At 68.9% G+C, this 15,976-nt stretch carries 14 protein-coding genes and 1 tRNA gene; 13 read left to right on the plus strand and 2 right to left on the minus strand.

The window, feature by feature from the left end; genetic code table 11:
• Positions 1 to 2 precede the first annotated feature (2 nt).
• The 12 genes from steA (at position 3) to ABI214_RS01350 (ending at position 11,514) form a co-directional block, all read left to right on the plus strand.
• Entirely contained in the window at positions 3 to 1,187 is a 1,185-nt protein-coding gene (gene steA, locus ABI214_RS01295; protein ID WP_348611092.1) for a putative cytokinetic ring protein SteA, read from the plus strand.
• Positions 1,184 to 2,128, plus strand: coding sequence for a copper transporter (locus ABI214_RS01300; protein ID WP_348605414.1), 945 nt, complete (start codon positions 1,184 to 1,186; stop codon positions 2,126 to 2,128). The genes steA and ABI214_RS01300 overlap by 4 nt, the downstream gene beginning before the upstream one ends.
• Positions 2,129 to 2,274: 146 nt before the next feature.
• Positions 2,275 to 4,005 carry a CTP synthase gene (locus tag ABI214_RS01305; RefSeq protein ID WP_348605415.1) on the plus strand — a complete coding sequence of 577 codons (1,731 nt, stop codon included), beginning with the start codon at positions 2,275 to 2,277 and terminating at the stop codon, positions 4,003 to 4,005.
• A 9-nt stretch (positions 4,006 to 4,014) separates the two neighbouring features.
• A complete protein-coding gene (locus tag ABI214_RS01310) occupies positions 4,015 to 4,665 on the plus strand; it encodes an NUDIX hydrolase (protein ID WP_348605417.1) in 651 nt (216 codons plus the stop codon).
• Entirely contained in the window at positions 4,662 to 5,591 is a 930-nt protein-coding gene (gene xerD, locus ABI214_RS01315; RefSeq protein WP_348605418.1) for a site-specific tyrosine recombinase XerD, read from the plus strand. Before ABI214_RS01310 ends, xerD begins: the two co-directional genes overlap by 4 nt.
• A 156-nt stretch (positions 5,592 to 5,747) precedes the next feature.
• Positions 5,748 to 6,620 (plus strand): ParA family protein, encoded by an 873-nt coding sequence (locus ABI214_RS01320; protein WP_348611094.1) that lies wholly within the window; start codon positions 5,748 to 5,750, stop codon positions 6,618 to 6,620.
• The gene (locus tag ABI214_RS01325; protein ID WP_408586817.1) at positions 6,608 to 7,456 is read left to right on the plus strand and encodes a segregation and condensation protein A; all 849 of its coding nucleotides are present in this window, start codon (positions 6,608 to 6,610) and stop codon (positions 7,454 to 7,456) included. Before ABI214_RS01320 ends, ABI214_RS01325 begins: the two co-directional genes overlap by 13 nt.
• Positions 7,453 to 8,151 carry an SMC-Scp complex subunit ScpB gene (gene scpB / locus ABI214_RS01330; protein WP_348605420.1) on the plus strand — a complete coding sequence of 233 codons (699 nt, stop codon included), beginning with the start codon at positions 7,453 to 7,455 and terminating at the stop codon, positions 8,149 to 8,151. Before ABI214_RS01325 ends, scpB begins: the two co-directional genes overlap by 4 nt.
• Before the next feature lie 15 nt (positions 8,152 to 8,166).
• Positions 8,167 to 9,129, plus strand: coding sequence for a pseudouridine synthase (locus tag ABI214_RS01335; protein ID WP_348605422.1), 963 nt, complete (start codon positions 8,167 to 8,169; stop codon positions 9,127 to 9,129).
• Positions 9,126 to 9,818, plus strand: a complete 693-nt coding sequence (cmk, locus tag ABI214_RS01340) for a (d)CMP kinase (protein WP_348605423.1) — start codon at positions 9,126 to 9,128, stop codon at positions 9,816 to 9,818. Before ABI214_RS01335 ends, cmk begins: the two co-directional genes overlap by 4 nt.
• A complete protein-coding gene (gene der, locus ABI214_RS01345) occupies positions 9,815 to 11,257 on the plus strand; it encodes a ribosome biogenesis GTPase Der (RefSeq protein ID WP_348605424.1) in 1,443 nt (480 codons plus the stop codon). The genes cmk and der overlap by 4 nt, the downstream gene beginning before the upstream one ends.
• Positions 11,258 to 11,440: 183 nt before the next feature.
• Positions 11,441 to 11,514: transfer RNA gene (locus ABI214_RS01350), tRNA-Pro, on the plus strand.
• Positions 11,515 to 11,637: 123 nt separating this feature from the next.
• Here ABI214_RS01350 and mdlC read toward each other — a convergent pair.
• Positions 11,638 to 13,254, minus strand: coding sequence for a benzoylformate decarboxylase (gene mdlC, locus ABI214_RS01355; RefSeq protein WP_348605426.1), 1,617 nt, complete (start codon positions 13,252 to 13,254; stop codon positions 11,638 to 11,640).
• Positions 13,255 to 13,767: 513 nt separating this feature from the next.
• Positions 13,768 to 15,231, minus strand: a complete 1,464-nt coding sequence (mqo, locus tag ABI214_RS01360; RefSeq protein WP_408586815.1) for a malate dehydrogenase (quinone) — start codon at positions 15,229 to 15,231, stop codon at positions 13,768 to 13,770.
• Positions 15,232 to 15,264: 33 nt separating this feature from the next.
• Between mqo and ABI214_RS01365 the strand changes: the two genes are divergently transcribed.
• Positions 15,265 to 15,942, plus strand: a complete 678-nt coding sequence (locus ABI214_RS01365; RefSeq protein ID WP_348605427.1) for a LysR substrate-binding domain-containing protein — start codon at positions 15,265 to 15,267, stop codon at positions 15,940 to 15,942.
• The last annotated feature ends 34 nt before the right edge of the window (positions 15,943 to 15,976 follow it).

Raw genomic sequence — 15,976 nt, forward strand, 5'->3', positions numbered from 1 at the left:
TCATGAAGATGCCGGCGCTGCTCTCCCGTAAGACCGAATCCCTCCCAGGAATCAGTGGCATCGCTCGGGTCGACCGCGACACCGGCAAGCTGCTGCGCCGCGTCGGGCACGGTGACGTCGTCGTGCTCGACGAAATCGACCTGGACCGGGTCACCGCGGACGCTCTCGTGGCGGCCGGCGTGCTGGCCGTGGTCAACGCGTCGCCGTCGATCACCGGCCGCTACCCGAACCTCGGCCCGGAGGTCCTGGTCGCGAACGGGATCGTGCTGATCGACTCGGCCGGCACCGAGATCTTCAAGACGATCAAGGACGGGTCGAAGGTCCGTCTGCACGAAGGCGGCGTGTACGCGGGCGAGCGCCGGCTGGCCGAGGGACAGGAGCAGTCCGAGGCCGAGATCTCCGATCGGATGATCGAGGCCAAGACCGGTCTCGTCGACCACCTCGAGGCGTTCTCGGGCAACACGATCGAGTTCATCCGATCGGAGAGTCCGCTGCTGATCGACGGCGTCGGAGTCCCGGACATCGACGTCGACCTGAAGGACCGGCACGTCGTGGTCGTGGCGGACGGCCCCGATCACCAGGCCGATCTGAAGGCACTCAAGCCGTTCATCAAGGAGTACTCGCCGATCCTCGTCGGTGTCGGCGTGGGCGCGGACACGCTGACGAAGGCGGGCTACCGTCCCGACCTCATCGTCGGCGACCCGGACGAGATCACCAGCGAGACCCTCAAGTGCGGTGCCGAGGTCGTGCTGCCGGCCGACCCGGACGGTCACGCACAGGGCCTGTCCCGCATCCAGGACCTCGGCATCGGCGCCATGACGTTCCCGGCGTCGGCCTCCCCGTCCGACCTGGCGCTGTTGCTGGCCGACCACCACGGGGCGTCGCTGATCGTCACGGTCGGCAGCACGGTCTCGCTCGACGAGTTCTTCGACCGCGGACGCCGTGACACCAACCCGGCGGCGTTCATGACCCGCCTCAAAGTGGGGCCGAAGCTGGTGGACGCCAAGGCCGTCGCGACGCTGTACCGCAGCCGGGTGTCCGGTGCGGCGATCGCGCTGCTCGTGCTCGCGGCGTTGACCGCGGTGATCGTCGCGCTCGTCGTCTCGAACATCGGCGGCGAGGCAGTGGACTGGGCAATCGATACGTGGAACAGCTTCGCGCTGTGGGTACAGGGGCTCTTCAAGTGATTTCCATGCGTCAACACGCCATCTCCATAGCGGCGATCTTCCTGGCCCTCGCGATCGGCGTGGTGCTCGGATCCGGCCTGCTCTCGAACGGCATGCTGTCGGGACTGCGGGACGACAAGGCCGAACTGCAGAACCAGATCGAGAACCTCAACGAGAAGAACAACCAGCTCGGCGAGCAGCTCACCGCGGCCGACGGATTCGATTCGGCCGTCGCCGACCGGATCCTCCACGACACCCTCGCCCAGCGTTCGGTGATCGTGATCACCACCCCGGACGCCGATCCGGGCGACATCGAAGGCGTGCAGCGGTCGGTGGCGCAGGCGGGCGGTTCGGTCACCGGTCGGGTGTCGCTCACCCCGTCGTTCGTCGACTCCGTCAACGGCGACCAGTTGCGGACGACAGTGACGAACGTCATCCCCGCCGGTATCCAGCTCCGGACCGGCGCCGTCGACCAGGGCAGCCTGGCCGGTGACCTGCTCGGTTCGGTGCTGCTGCTGAACCCGCAGACGGCCCAGCCGCAGACCACGCCGGAGGAGCGGACGCTGGCGCTGGAAACGCTGCGCGGCGGCGGCTTCATCGACTACGACGGCAACGTCCAGCCCGCTCAGCTGGCGGTCGTCCTCACCGGCAGCGGCGACCCCGGGAACACCAGCGGCAATCGTGGCGCGGTGATCGCCCGCTTCGCCGGGGCGCTCGACGGCCGCGGCGCGGGCACCGTGCTAGCCGGACCGCCGTCGGCCGCCGAGGGCAACGGCCCGATCGCGGTCGCGCGCGCCGACGGCGCGGTGGCGTCGGTGCTGACGACGGTCGACAACGTGGACCGCGAGTCGGGTCGGATCACGACCGTCCTCGCACTCCAGGAGCAGCTGGGAGGCGGTTCCGGGCGTTACGGGACGGGCCCCGGCGCCGCCGCGGTCACGGTGGGTGCGCCGAAGCCGTAGCACGGATGTGACGCCTGTCGCTCGGAAACCGGGAGCGTCGTGCACGGTTCTCGGGCGACAGGTGTTACCGTGAAGTCCCGTGGGTCGGCAGGCCCCAGCATGCTTCATCTCAGACCAAGTCCTGCACAGTCGTCACGGGAGCCCCTTTGCCACAGTCACGCATTCATTCGCGTAGCGCCACCAAGCACATCTTCGTGAGCGGGGGTGTCGCCTCCTCCCTCGGTAAGGGATTGACCGCTTCCAGCCTCGGCGAGCTGCTCACCGCGCGCGGACTGCGCGTGACCATGCAGAAGCTCGATCCCTACCTGAACGTCGACCCCGGAACGATGAACCCGTTCCAGCACGGTGAGGTCTTCGTCACCGAGGACGGCGCCGAGACCGACCTCGACGTCGGACACTACGAGCGTTTCCTCGACCGTGACCTCAACGCCTTCGCCAACGTGACCACCGGGCAGGTCTACTCGGCGGTCATCGCGAAGGAGCGCCGCGGCGAGTACCTGGGCGACACCGTCCAGGTGATCCCGCACATCACCGACGAGATCAAGAGCCGCATCATCGCGATGGCCGGCCCCGACGCGCAGGGCCAGGTCCCGGACGTCGTGATCACCGAGATCGGCGGCACGGTCGGCGACATCGAGTCTCAGCCGTTCCTCGAGGCGGCCCGTCAGGTGCGCCACGACGTCGGCCGGGAGAACGTCTTCTTCCTGCACGTCTCGCTCGTGCCGTACCTCGGCCCGTCCGGCGAGCTCAAGACCAAGCCGACGCAGCACTCGGTGGCCGCGCTGCGCAACATCGGTATCCAGCCCGACGCGCTGATCCTGCGCTGCGACCGTGACGTGCCGCAGGCGCTGAAGGCGAAGATCGCGCTGATGTGCGACGTCGACGTCGACGCGTGCATCTCGACCCCCGATGCGCCGTCCATCTACGACATCCCGAAGGTGCTGCACAGCGAGGGCCTCGACGCCTACGTCGTGCGCCAGCTGGGCCTGCCGTTCCGCGACGTCGACTGGACGGTGTGGGGCGACCTGCTCGATCGCGTCCACAACCCGCGCGAGATCGTCAAGGTCGCGCTGGTCGGCAAGTACGTCGATCTGCCCGACGCGTACCTGTCGGTGACCGAGGCGCTGCGGGCCGGCGGCTTCGCGCACCACTCCAAGGTGGAGATCTCCTGGGTGCCGTCCGACGAGTGCGAGACCGAAGAGGGCGCGCAGGCCGCGCTCGGTGACGTGGACGCGGTCCTGATCCCCGGCGGCTTCGGTATCCGCGGCATCGAGGGCAAGCTCGGCGCCATCCGCTACGCCCGCACCAACAAGCTCCCGCTGCTGGGTCTGTGCCTCGGTCTGCAGGCCGTGGTGATCGAGGCGGCCCGCTCGGTGGGCCTGAAGGACGCGAACTCGGAGGAGTTCGACCAGGACACCAAGCACCCCGTCATCTCGACGATGGCCGATCAGGAGCAGATCGTCGCCGGTGAGGCGGATCTGGGTGGCACGATGCGCCTGGGTGCCTACCCGGCCGTGCTGGCCAAGGGCTCGGTCGTCGCGAAGGCGTACGGGAGCGAGAACGTCTCCGAGCGCCACCGCCACCGCTACGAGGTGAACAACGCCTACCGCGACCGCATCGCCAAGAGCGGACTGCAGTTCTCCGGCACCTCGCCGGACGGACATCTCGTCGAGTTCGTCGAGCTGCCCGCCGACAAGCATCCGTTCTTCGTTGCGACGCAGGCACATCCGGAGCTCAAGAGCCGGCCGACCCGCCCGCACCCGCTGTTCTCGGCGTTCATCGGTGCGGCGCTCGACTACAAGGCCGCCGAGCAGTTGCCGGTCGACGTCACGCCCGAGGCGAAGGTCGAGTCGACCACCGCGGACAGCGTCGGATAACGGTCGCTGATGAGCCTGCCGGGGGAGCACGAGTTCCACACCGTCGCGTCGCGCGACGTGTACAGCGGCGCCATCGTCGCGCTGCGGGTGGACCGGGTCGCCATGCCCGGTGGGCGAGAAGCTGATCGGGAGGTCGTCGAGCATCACGGCGCGGTTGCCGTCGCGGTGCTCGACGACGCCGATCGGCTGGTCCTCATCCGGCAGTACCGGCATCCCCTCGGACGACGCCTGTGGGAGTTGCCGGCCGGACTGCTCGACGAACCGGGCGAGGATCCGCTCGATGCCGCCCGCCGGGAGCTCGTGGAGGAGACGGGGCTGGCGGCGGACAACTGGTCCGTGCTCGTCGACATCGCGCTCTCCCCGGGCTTCACGGACGAGTCGGTGCGGGTGTTCCTGGCGACCGGCCTGCGTGAGGTCGGCCGTCCCGACGCCCACGACGAGGAGGCGGACCTCGAGATCGACCGCGTTCCGCTCGACGACGCGGTGGCGATGGCGCTGCGCGGCGAGATCGTCAACGCCACTGCCGTGTCCGGCATTCTCGCGCTCGCCGCGGCCCGCGCTCGGGGCGACGGCCTGCGGGACCCGGGTGCGGACTGGATCGATCGGCCCGACACGTTCGCGCGACGCAAGCACGGTCGGACCGACAGCGAATCCGCATGACCGTGCTGGGCGGCCAGATCAACACGTATCTGGACCACCTGGCCGTCGAGCGCGGCGCCGCGCGCAACACGCTGAGCTCGTACCGTCGTGACCTCGATCGGTACGCGCGGTTCCTGTCCGACCGGCAGATCGACGACCTCCGGGCGGTCACCGAGTCCGACGTCACCGAGTTCGTCGTCGCGCTGCGGCGCGGCGACCCGGACTCGGGGACGGTCGCGCTCGCTCCCAGTTCCGCGGCGCGGGCGCTGATCGCGGTGCGCGGACTGCACCGATTCGCCGCGGCGGAAGGCGTGACGCCGGCGGATGTCGCGCGGGCCGTGAAGCCCCCGACCCCGGGCCGGCGCCTGCCGAAGTCCCTGCCCCTCGACAACGTCCTCTCGATCCTCGACGCCGCCGGCGGCGACGGGGCGTCCGACAATCCGCGGACGCTCCGGGACCGGGCCCTGCTCGAACTGTTGTACTCGACAGGCGCACGCATCTCGGAGGCCGTCGGCCTCGACCTCGACGACCTCGACACCGAGTCGCGTTCGGTGCTGCTGCGCGGCAAGGGCGGCAAGGAACGTGTCGTGCCCGTCGGCCGTCCCGCGATCGCGGCCATCGACAACTATCTGGTCCGCGGCCGTCCCGGCCTGGTCGGCCGCGGCACGCCGGCGCTGTTCCTCAACGCCCGCGGCGGCCGACTGTCGCGGCAGAGCGCGTGGCAGGTCCTCCACGACGCCGCGGAGAAGGCGGGGATCACGGTCGCGGTGTCGCCGCACACGCTGCGGCACTCGTTCGCGACGCACCTGCTCGACGGCGGTGCGGACGTGCGCGTCGTCCAGGAGTTGCTCGGGCATTCGTCGGTGACGACGACGCAGATCTACACGATGGTGACCGTGAGCGCCCTGCGCGAGGTGTGGGCGCAGGCGCACCCGCGGGCCCGCTGAGCCGGTGCGTGTTGGCCGTCGTTTGAGGTCACGAAGCGGTAGCGTTACGAAATCAGCTGGAAGACAGGACGGGATCGACAGGACAGGGGACATCGGACCGTGGTGACACCGCAGCCGCAGCACGCGGAGCCCGCGCACCCGTTTTCCGGGGATGCGCTGTCATATGCAAGAGACGTCGAGTGCAGGGACGTGGTACCGCTCGGGCCCACCGGCCGGCCGTTGCGCGCGGTGCCGGAACCCGGCCCGGTCGTCGGTCACGGTCCCGCCCGGATCATCGCGATGTGCAACCAGAAGGGCGGTGTGGGAAAGACCACATCCACGATCAACCTGGGTGCCTCGCTCGCCGAGCACGGTCGCCGGGTGTTGCTCGTCGACCTCGATCCGCAGGGCGCCCTGTCCGCGGGACTCGGTGTCGCGCACCATGATCTGGATTTGACCGTCCACAACCTTCTCGTCGAGCGCACGTCGATCGACGACGTGCTGATGCGGACCCGGATCGAGGGCCTCGATCTGCTGCCCAGCAATATCGACCTCTCGGCGGCCGAGATCCAACTCGTCACCGAGGTGGGACGCGAGCAGACGCTGGGCCGCGTGCTGCACCCGGTGCTCGACCGCTACGACTACGTGCTGATCGACTGCCAGCCGTCGCTGGGCCTGCTCACCGTCAACGCGCTCGCCTGCGCCGACAGTGTGATCATCCCGATGGAGTGCGAGTTCTTCTCGCTGCGCGGGCTCGCTCTGCTCAACGACACCGTCGACAAGGTCCGTGACCGCCTCAATCCGCGGCTGTCGCTCGAGGGCATCGTCGTGACGATGTTCGACGCCCGCACCCTCCACGCCCGTGAGGTGATGTCGCGGGTCGTCGAGGTGTTCGGCGACCTCGTGTACGACACCGTCATCAACCGCACCGTTCGCTTCCCGGAGACCAGCGTCGCGGGAGAACCGATCACCACGTGGGCGCCCAAGTCCGGGGGCGCCGAGGCCTACCGGGCCCTCGCCCGCGAGGTCATCCACCGCTGCGCCCGGTGAGCACGGACGTCGCGTCGGGGGCCGAGACAGCGCATACAGGGGTAGAAGGTGGGGACGGCCGGGGTTTCCGGGTGCGTCTGCACAACTTCGAGGGTCCGTTCGATCTGCTGCTGACGCTCATCAGCCAGCACCAGCTGGACGTCACCGAGGTCGCGTTGCACCAGGTGACTGACGAGTTCATCTCCTACACGCGCCGCCTCGGCAGCGAGCTGGGCCTGGATCAGACCACCGAATTCCTGGTGGTGGCGGCGACTCTGCTCGACCTGAAGGCCGCGCGTCTGTTGCCCGCCGGTGAGGTGGACGACGACGAGGACCTGGCGCTGCTCGAGGCGCGCGACCTGCTGTTCGCGCGGCTGCTGCAGTACCGGGCCTACAAGCAGGTGGCGCAGCTGTTCGGTGAGCTGGAGGCGGCGGCGCTGCGGCGGTATCCGCGGTCGGTGTCGGTCGAGGACCGGTACGTCGACCTGCTTCCGGAGGTGCTGCTCGGGGTCGATCCGCGCCAGTTCGCCGAGATCGCCGCGACCGCCTTCCGGCCCCGACCGGTCGCCGAGGTGGGACTGGATCACCTCCATGTCCCGACCGTCTCGGTTCCGGAGCAGGCGGCGCGGATCCTCGAACTGCTCCGGGAGCGTGGTGCCGGCGTGTGGGCGCCCTTCGGTGAGCTGATCGCCGAGTGCGAGGTCCCCGTGCAGATCGTGGCCCGTTTCCTGGCGCTGCTCGAGCTGTATCGGGAGCGGTCGGTGCTGTTCGAGCAGCCCGAACCGCTGGGGGATCTGCTGGTGTGCTGGACCGGCGAGGCCGCGGCCGCGCCCGCGAGCGAGGAGGACTACGGATGACGTCCGTCGACACCGAGGACCTGAGCCCGTTCGAGGACGAGTTCGCGGAGATGACCGACGACCGCCTGGCGGGCGCGCTCGAGTCGATGCTGCTGGTGGTCGACTCGCCGGCGTCGTCGGCGATGCTCGCCGACGCGCTGGGCGAGTCCGAGGCGAGGGTCGAGACGATGCTGCGCACGATGTCCGACGGCCTCACCGCCCGTGGCAGCGGCATCGACCTGCGGTTCGCGGGGGACGGGTGGCGCTTCTACACGCGCACCGAGTACGCACCGTACGTCGAGCGTTTGCTGCTCGACGGCGCCCGATCGAAGCTGACCCGCGCAGCGCTCGAGACGCTCGCGGTGATCGCCTACCGGCAGCCACTCACCCGGGCGCGGATCAGCGCCGTTCGCGGCGTCAACGTCGACGGCGTCATCCGCACCCTGCTGGCCCGCGGACTGATCACCGAGGCCGGCCCGGACCCGGAGACCAACGCGACCACGTATGCGACCACCGAGATGTTCCTCGAACGCCTCGGACTGGCGTCACTTGCGGATCTGCCGCCCCTCGCGCCCCTGCTTCCCGACGTAGATGTGATCGATGACATCACCGAGAGTCTCGAAGCCGATCCGCGATTTGCGAGAATGGACAGGACGAGTTCGTCAATGGGATCCGGAGCAAAGGCCTCCGACCCCGAGCTCGACATCGAAAACTGACAGGGATCCAAAAAAGTGAACAAGCCCGCTCGCCGTGATGGCACACCGGACCGTAAGAAGAAGCAGCCCGCCAAGGGTGCTGCACGCTCGACCGCTGCGAACAAGCAGCTGAACAAGCGGGGCAAGCCGAAGTCGGCCAAGCCCCAGCGCGCCCAGACCCAGGCGCAGACTCCCAAGATCAGCAACGCGAAGCCCGCGAAGCACCAGTACGCCGACATCGACCGCGACCTCGCGCCCATGAAGGGCGACGGCGTGCGGTTGCAGAAGGTCCTCGCACAGGCCGGAGTCGCCTCCCGACGCGCCGCCGAGGAACTCATCGACCAGGGCCGCGTCGAGGTCGACGGCCGCATCGTCCTCGAGCAGGGCCTGCGGGTCGACCCCGAGAACGCGGTCGTCCGCGTCGACGGTATCCGCGTCGTCGTGAAGAAGGATCTGGTCCACATCGCACTGAACAAGCCGCGGGGCTGGCAGTCCACGATGTCCGACGACCTCGGACGCCCGTGCATCGGCGACATCGTCTCCGAACGCGTCTCCGCCGGTCAGCGCCTCTTCCACGTCGGTCGTCTCGACGCCGACACCGAGGGACTGATCCTGCTGACCAACGACGGTGACCTCGCGCACCGGCTGATGCACCCGTCGTACGAGGTGCCGAAGACGTACCTGGCCACCGTGCAGGGTGTCGTCGACCGCAGCGTCGGCAAGACCCTCAAGGCCGGCGTCGAGCTCGACGACGGGCCGGCGAAGGTCGACGCGTTCCAGCTCCTCGACATCAACGGTGGCAAGTCGCTGGTCAAGATCGTCCTGCACGAGGGCCGCAAGCACATCGTGCGCCGCCTCCTCGACGCCGTCGGACACCCGGTGGTGCGGCTGGTCCGCACCGACATCGGCAACGTCGCGCTCGGCGACGGCCGTCCCGGCACCCTGCGGGTCCTCGGCCGCGGCGAGGTCGGCGGCCTCTACGGGGCGGTGGGTCTGTGACCACACCGACCCCACTGGTCGTCGCGATCGACGGACCGTCGGGCACCGGTAAGTCCAGCGTGTCCCGCCGGGTGGCGAAGAGTCTGGGTGCGCGCTACCTCGACACCGGCGCGATGTACCGGATCGCGACGCTGCACGTGCTGCGCCGCGGCGTCGACATCGGTGATCCGGTAGCCGTCGCCGAGGCGACGTCGTCGCTGCCGCTGTCGATCGGCACCGATCCCGACGCGGACGGCGTGCGACTGGCCGGCGAGGACGTCACCGACGAGATCCGCGGCGCGGCCGTCACGCAGGCCGTGTCGGCGGTGTCCGCGGTGCCAGACGTGCGGACGTTCCTGGTGGATCTGCAGCGGCGCATCGTGGAGCAGGCCGGGCGCATCGTCGTCGAGGGCCGCGACATCGGCACCGTCGTGCTGCCGGACGCCGACGTGAAGATCTTCCTGACGGCCTCCGCGGAGGCCCGGGCCATGCGGCGCAACGCCCAGAACATCGCGGAAGGACGCGGAGACGACTTCGCCGCAGTCCTCGCCGACGTGCAGCGCCGCGACCACCTCGATTCCACCCGCGCGGTATCTCCGTTGCGTCCGGCGGAGGATTCGGTGACGGTGGACACGAGCGAACTGGGTATCGAAGACGTGATCGGCAGGTTGCTGCTGGTGGTAGGCGACAGAACTGGAGCAGTGCAGTGACCGACGGTTATGTAGGAGATTCGACGGCGACCGAGTACGCCGGAGACGGAATCTGGAGCGAGGAGTCCGACTGGGACCTCGCCGATTTCCTCGACGGTGAGGACGCCGAGGAGCACCTCGCGGTACCGACACTCGCGGTGGTCGGACGGCCGAACGTCGGCAAGTCCACGCTCGTCAACCGCATCATCGGCCGTCGTGAGGCGGTCGTCGAGGACATCCCCGGTGTGACGCGCGACCGCGTCTCGTACGACGCCAACTGGGCCGGACGCCGGTTCATGGTGCAGGACACCGGCGGCTGGGAGCCCGACGCCAAGGGCCTGCAGCAGTCAGTGGCGCGTCAGGCCGAACTGGCGATGAACACCGCGGACGCGATCCTGCTCGTGGTCGACGCCGTCGTCGGTGCCACGGGGACGGACGAGGCTGCCGTTCGGGTGCTGCGCCGGTCGAAGACACCGGTGATCCTCGTCGCGAACAAGGTCGACGACGCCCGTACCGAGGCGGAGGCTGCGGCCCTGTGGTCGCTCGGCCTGGGCGAGCCGTACATGGTCAGTGCCACGCACGGTCGCGGCACCGGTGATCTGCTCGACGAGGTCCTCCGGGTCCTTCCGGAGACCCCGCGCGAGGGCACCGGCGGCACCGGCCCCCGCCGGGTGGCGCTCGTCGGCAAGCCGAACGTCGGCAAGTCGAGCCTGCTCAACAAGCTGTCCGGTGACGAGCGCTCGGTGGTCCACGACGTTGCGGGCACCACCGTCGACCCCGTCGACTCGCTCGTCGAGCTGGGCGGCAAGGTGTGGAAGTTCATCGACACCGCCGGCCTGCGCAAGAAGGTCAACCATGCCAGCGGTCACGAGTTCTATGCGTCGCTGCGGACCAAGGGCGCGATCGAGGCCGCCGAGGTCGCGATCCTCCTGATCGACGCGTCGAAGCCGATCACCGAGCAGGACCTGCGCGTCCTGAGCATGGTGGCCGAGACGGGTCGTGCGCTGGTGCTCGCCTTCAACAAGTGGGACCTGGTCGACGAGGACCGGCGTCTGATGCTCGAGAAGGAGATCGACCGCGAACTGGTCCGCGTGCCGTGGGCGCAGCGGGTCAACATCTCCGCGCACACCGGTCGGGCCGTCCAGAAGCTCGTTCCTGCGCTCGACACGGCGCTGGAGTCGTGGGACAAGCGCATCCCGACCGGACGCCTCAACAACTGGCTCAAGGAGGTCGTGGCGGCCACGCCGCCGCCGATGCGTGGTGGACGCCTGCCCCGCATCATGTTCGCGACCCAGGCCGGCACCCGTCCGCCGACATTCGTGTTGTTCACCACGGGCTTCCTCGAGGCCGGCTACCGCCGCTTCCTCGAGCGTCGCCTGCGTGAGGAGTTCGGCTTCGACGGCAGCCCCGTGCGCATCTCGGTGCGCGTGCGGGAGAAGCGGGACCGCCGCAGCCGCTGACCGACGGCGCTGTCGCACAGGTTGCCCAGAGCACACGGGAATTCGACGCGGATTCGGTGTGTGACGGTCGCAAAACCGGTGCGACAGCGCCTCAGTGGGGTCGTCCAGGGCTGCTGACCAGGCGATTCGCTTTCCCTGGCGACACTGTTGTAATCTTCTGAGGCGCCCGAACGAGGGCGTGGACGGGCTGTGGCGCAGCTTGGTAGCGCACTTGACTGGGGGTCAAGTGGTCGCAGGTTCAAATCCTGTCAGCCCGACCGACGAGAACCCAGGTGAAGATCCTTTCACCTGGGTTTCTTGCTGTCCGGCGCCGGTTCCGGTCGGAGATCGACCGCACGTGAGCGGTGGCGGCGTGGGCGATACGCGGGTGCGCGCCGGAATCAGCCCAGATGCGCCAACTCCGGTTCAGTCGGCACCACGATGACAGTGGGCCCATCGGCTTCGAGTGCGGAGGTGAACGCCTCGGCGAGCTTCTCGGTGGTGTCCACGTTGACCGACCGGCACCCGAAACCCTCTGCGATGGAGGCGATGTCGAGGCCGGGCAAGTCCAGTCCGGGCACCCCCGGTGTCTTCTCCAGCAGGGCGAACGCCTTGAGGATCGAATACTCCGCGTTGCGCAACACCACGAACACGACCGGCAGGCGGTGTTGGGCCGCCGTCCATATCGCCTGCACCGAGTATTGGAACGATCCGTCGCCGATGGTCGCGACCACGGTGCGCTTCACCCCGCGGGCGCGGTCGCCGAGCGCGATGCCCACCGCCGCGGGTACGCCCCAGCCGATCCCACCGCTGGCGGTCGCGAAGAACGAACCGGTACGGGTCGTGGGCAGCCACCGGACCTGTTGGGCCATCGTGGATGTCGATTCCGTAACCAGCGGAGCGTCTGCCGGCTTCACGGTACCCAGCGTCGAGAACACCGCGGCCGGCGTCAGGGGCGAGGACTCGGCGTCGGCGATGTCGTGGCCACCCACCGACGTGGTCATGGCGGGCACGCTGCTCCGGTCATCAACCATGCCCGCGAGCTGCTCCAACGCCAACCGCGCGTCGCCGAGCACGCTGTCGCCGACCGGCGCGGCTCCGGCCATCGTCGGATCCGACGTGATCTGCAGCAGTTCGGTACCCGTGGGCAGGTACTCACCGGGCACGTAGGGGTAGTAGCGGAAGACCTGCGCTCCGATCACGAGGACCAGGTCGTGGCCCTGCAGAGCCTCGTTGACGCCCGCGATGGTCATCGGGAGCTGCCCCTGGTACAGGCTGTGATTCTCGGGAAAGGACACTCGGTCGGGAAGCGGGCCGCTGTACACCGGCGCCCCGAGTTTCTCGGCGAGGGCCACGCCGGCATCCCAGGCGTGGCTGCGATCAACCTCGGGCCCGAAGACCAGGAGTGGCCGCTGCGCGCGGTTGACGCGATCCGCGAATCCACGCAGGCGCTCGGCATCCGGGCTGATTCGATCGCTCACCGTCCTGACTACCGCGGACCCTTCGGCCGGCTTGTCCCAGTCGTCGAGCGGGATGGACAGAAACACCGGACCCGCCGGCGGCTGCAGAGCGACCGCGTAGGCGCGCATGAACGCGGCCGGCACGTCCTCTGCGCGCGCGGGTTGATAGGCCCACTTGACCCAGGGCATCGGCAGCAGGGTTTCGTCGCGGTTCGTCAGGTACGGGTCGCACAGGACCATCTCGCGCGTCTGCTGACCGGCCGTGACGATCAGTGGCGTGTTTCCCTTGGACGCGGCCACCAGGCTGCCCATCGCGTTCCCGGTTCCGGCGCCGGTATGCACGTTGACCAACGCCGGCCTGCCCGTGGACTGTGCGAACCCGTCGGCCATGGCCAGCACCGACGCTTCCTGCAACCCCAGCACGTAGGTGAAGTCGTCAGGGAAACGCTTCAGGAACGTCTGCTCGGTGGAGCCCGGGTTTCCGAATACGGTGGTCAATTCCAGCGAACGCAGCAGATCGTAGGTGACTTCTTGGACGGTTTTCTCATTCTTCGTCATCGTGGTGGTCCCTTTCCCGTTGACGAGTCTCAGGTGGCGGGTGATTCCTTTCCCTCTGCGTGAACGCCTTCGAGCAGGCGTGGCCGGACTTCGCTGATGGTCGGGAAGCAGGGCACCACGTGCCGGAGCGGTGGTTGGTGTCGCGCGCTCAGCCCGGCGGCACGAGTCCCGCCCGCGACGGTCTCTCGGACCGGACCGGGCCGGCGCTGTCGACGGGGATGTCGTCGTCGGCCTGTCCGGGCATTGACAACTCCAGTCCGTATTGACTGATCGCGATGCAGGGCTGAACACGTCTTCGATGAAATCGACGCCCGCCAGGTGGTGACTCTAATTGGCGTGGATGTTTGGGCAGGTGTCGAAAGTCCAACGAATTGGGTCCAGGCAGACGCCTGCCCGCCATCGCCAAAGATTGCACGTTCCGGTCATTGCGGACGAAATACTCGTAGTGATTCCGCCTGCAATGTCGACTGGATCATCAATTCGGAGCGCCGGCGTCATGCCTTCTTCGTGGGGTCAGCCCGCGGCGGACGCGTCCGGGTCGGCCGCGCATTCTTCGGTGTCGACGGGCGCCGCCCCGAGGCCTGGCATCAACCGCTGCAGGGTGGGCTGCCATCGCGCGTGCTCCTCGGGGAAGCACGCCGCGAGGAGGTCCGCCATCAGGGGCGGGGCGATGGACGCGCCGGGCGAGGCCCCGAGCAGGCCCGCGATCGTGCCGTCGGCGCCGGTGACGATCTCGGTGCCGAACGTCAGGACGCCCACCCTCCTCCGGTCGGGTTTGATCAGCTGCGCCCGCTGTCCCGCCTGGATCAGGTCCCAGTCGACCGGATCGGCGGTGGGGTAGAACCGCTCCAGTTCGGCGAACTTCCGTCGGCGGGAGGCGACCAACTGGCCGATCAGGTACCGCACCAGTCCCAGGTTCTGGATCCCCACGGCCATCAGCGGTGCGACGTTGTGGAAACGGATGGTGGTGAACAGGTCCCGCAGTCGGCCGTGCTTCAACAGCTTCGTGCTGAAGGTGGCGTAGGGCCCGAACATGAGCGCGGGACGCCCGTCGACGATCCGCCGATCGAGATGCGGCACCGACATCGGTGGCGCGCCGATCGCCGCCTGTCCGTACACCTTCGCGTCGTGCCGCTCGACCACGTCGGGGTGATCGGTACGGAGGAACTGGGCGCCCAGCGGGAAGACCGCGTACCCGCGGACCTCGGGGATCCGGGCCTTCTGTAGCAGCTTCAGGGCATATCCGCCGGCGCCGACGAACACGAACCTCGACCGGACGTAAAAGCGGCGCTTCTCGCGGCGGTCCCGTCCGCCGACGCTCCAGACCCCGTCCGCGGACCGGGACAGGGAGGTCACCTCGTGGTGCGTCCGCACTCGCGCGCCGCGAGCGGTCATCGTGTTCACCAGCGCGTGAGTCAACGCGCCGAAGTCGACGTCGGTGCCGGCCGTGTGGCGCGTCGCCGCCATCGGCTGGGCGGGATCGCGCCCCTCGGTGAGCAGCGGCGCCCAGGCCCTGATCGTCTCGGGATCCTCGCTGTACTCCATGTCCGCGAACAGGGGCAGCCGCCGCAGCGTCGCGAAACGCTCACGCAGATATGCGATGTCGCGTTCGCTGAAGACGACGTCCATGTGCGGTGTCGGATTGACGACGGACCGCGGACCGTCGATGTCACCGTTGTCGACGAGCGCAGCCCAGAACTGCTGTGAGAGCGCGTACTGGCGTCCGATGTCGGCGGCGCGGGCGGGATCACTCGGATCGGGCATGTAGTTGAGTTCACACAACCCGGCATGCCCGGTCCCGGCGTTGCTCCACGCGTTCGAACTCTCCTGGGCTGGGCCGTCGAGCCGTTCGAGCATCACGATCGACCAGTCCGGCTGCAGCGTGGACAGCAGCGCGCCGAGCGTCGCGGACATGATGCCGCCCCCGATGAGGACGACGTCCAGAATGTCCTCTGCGGCATCGCGCTCACCGCGCAGGGGCGCGAGCTGTTCGAGCGGACACACGGCCTGGTGGGTGCGCTCGACGACGCGCTCGGAGTCGTCCGGCGCAACGCCGATCCCGAGGGAGGCCTCGTGCGCTTCGGCTTTCCGCTCACGCTCGGGCCGGTGAGCATTCCGTCGGTGCTCGCGGAATTCCATGCAGCGGCGCCGCGGATCCGGCTCCATCTGGTCCAGGCGCACGGTGATGCGCTCGCCGGGATGGTGCGAGACGGCCGACTCGACCTGGCGGTGATGATCCCGCCGCCGGAAGACCTGCCCGTGGTCGTCCTCGGCCGTCAGGCGATCCACCTGCACGTCGCGGATACCCATCGATTCGCGGGCCGGGCGCAGGTCGACCTGGCCGAACTCGCGGACGAGGCGTTCATCGCGAACCCGCCGTCCTACCATCTGCGTCAGCTCGTCGACTCGTGGTGCGCCGAGGCGGGATTCACCCCGCGGGTGTCGTTCGAGATCACCGAGTTCGAGACGATCAGGGCGCTGGTCGGACACGGATTGGGCGTCGCGCTGCTGCCGACCGCGGAGACGCCGCACGGGGGCGTCGTGGCCGTCCCGCTCGAGGGTGCGCGCGAGCGCAGCATCGGGCTGGCGTCGGGACATCACCGGCCGACGCCGGCAGTGTCACGCCTGCGCGATCACCTCGTCGACCGCGCGTCCGCCTTCGCCGGCCGCCTGCAGGTCGGTGGGTGATGTGCCGCGCCCTGCACCGTGGACCGCACGTCGC

It is taken from the genome of Prescottella soli (assembly GCF_040024445.1).
Taxonomy (GTDB): domain Bacteria; phylum Actinomycetota; class Actinomycetes; order Mycobacteriales; family Mycobacteriaceae; genus Prescottella; species Prescottella soli.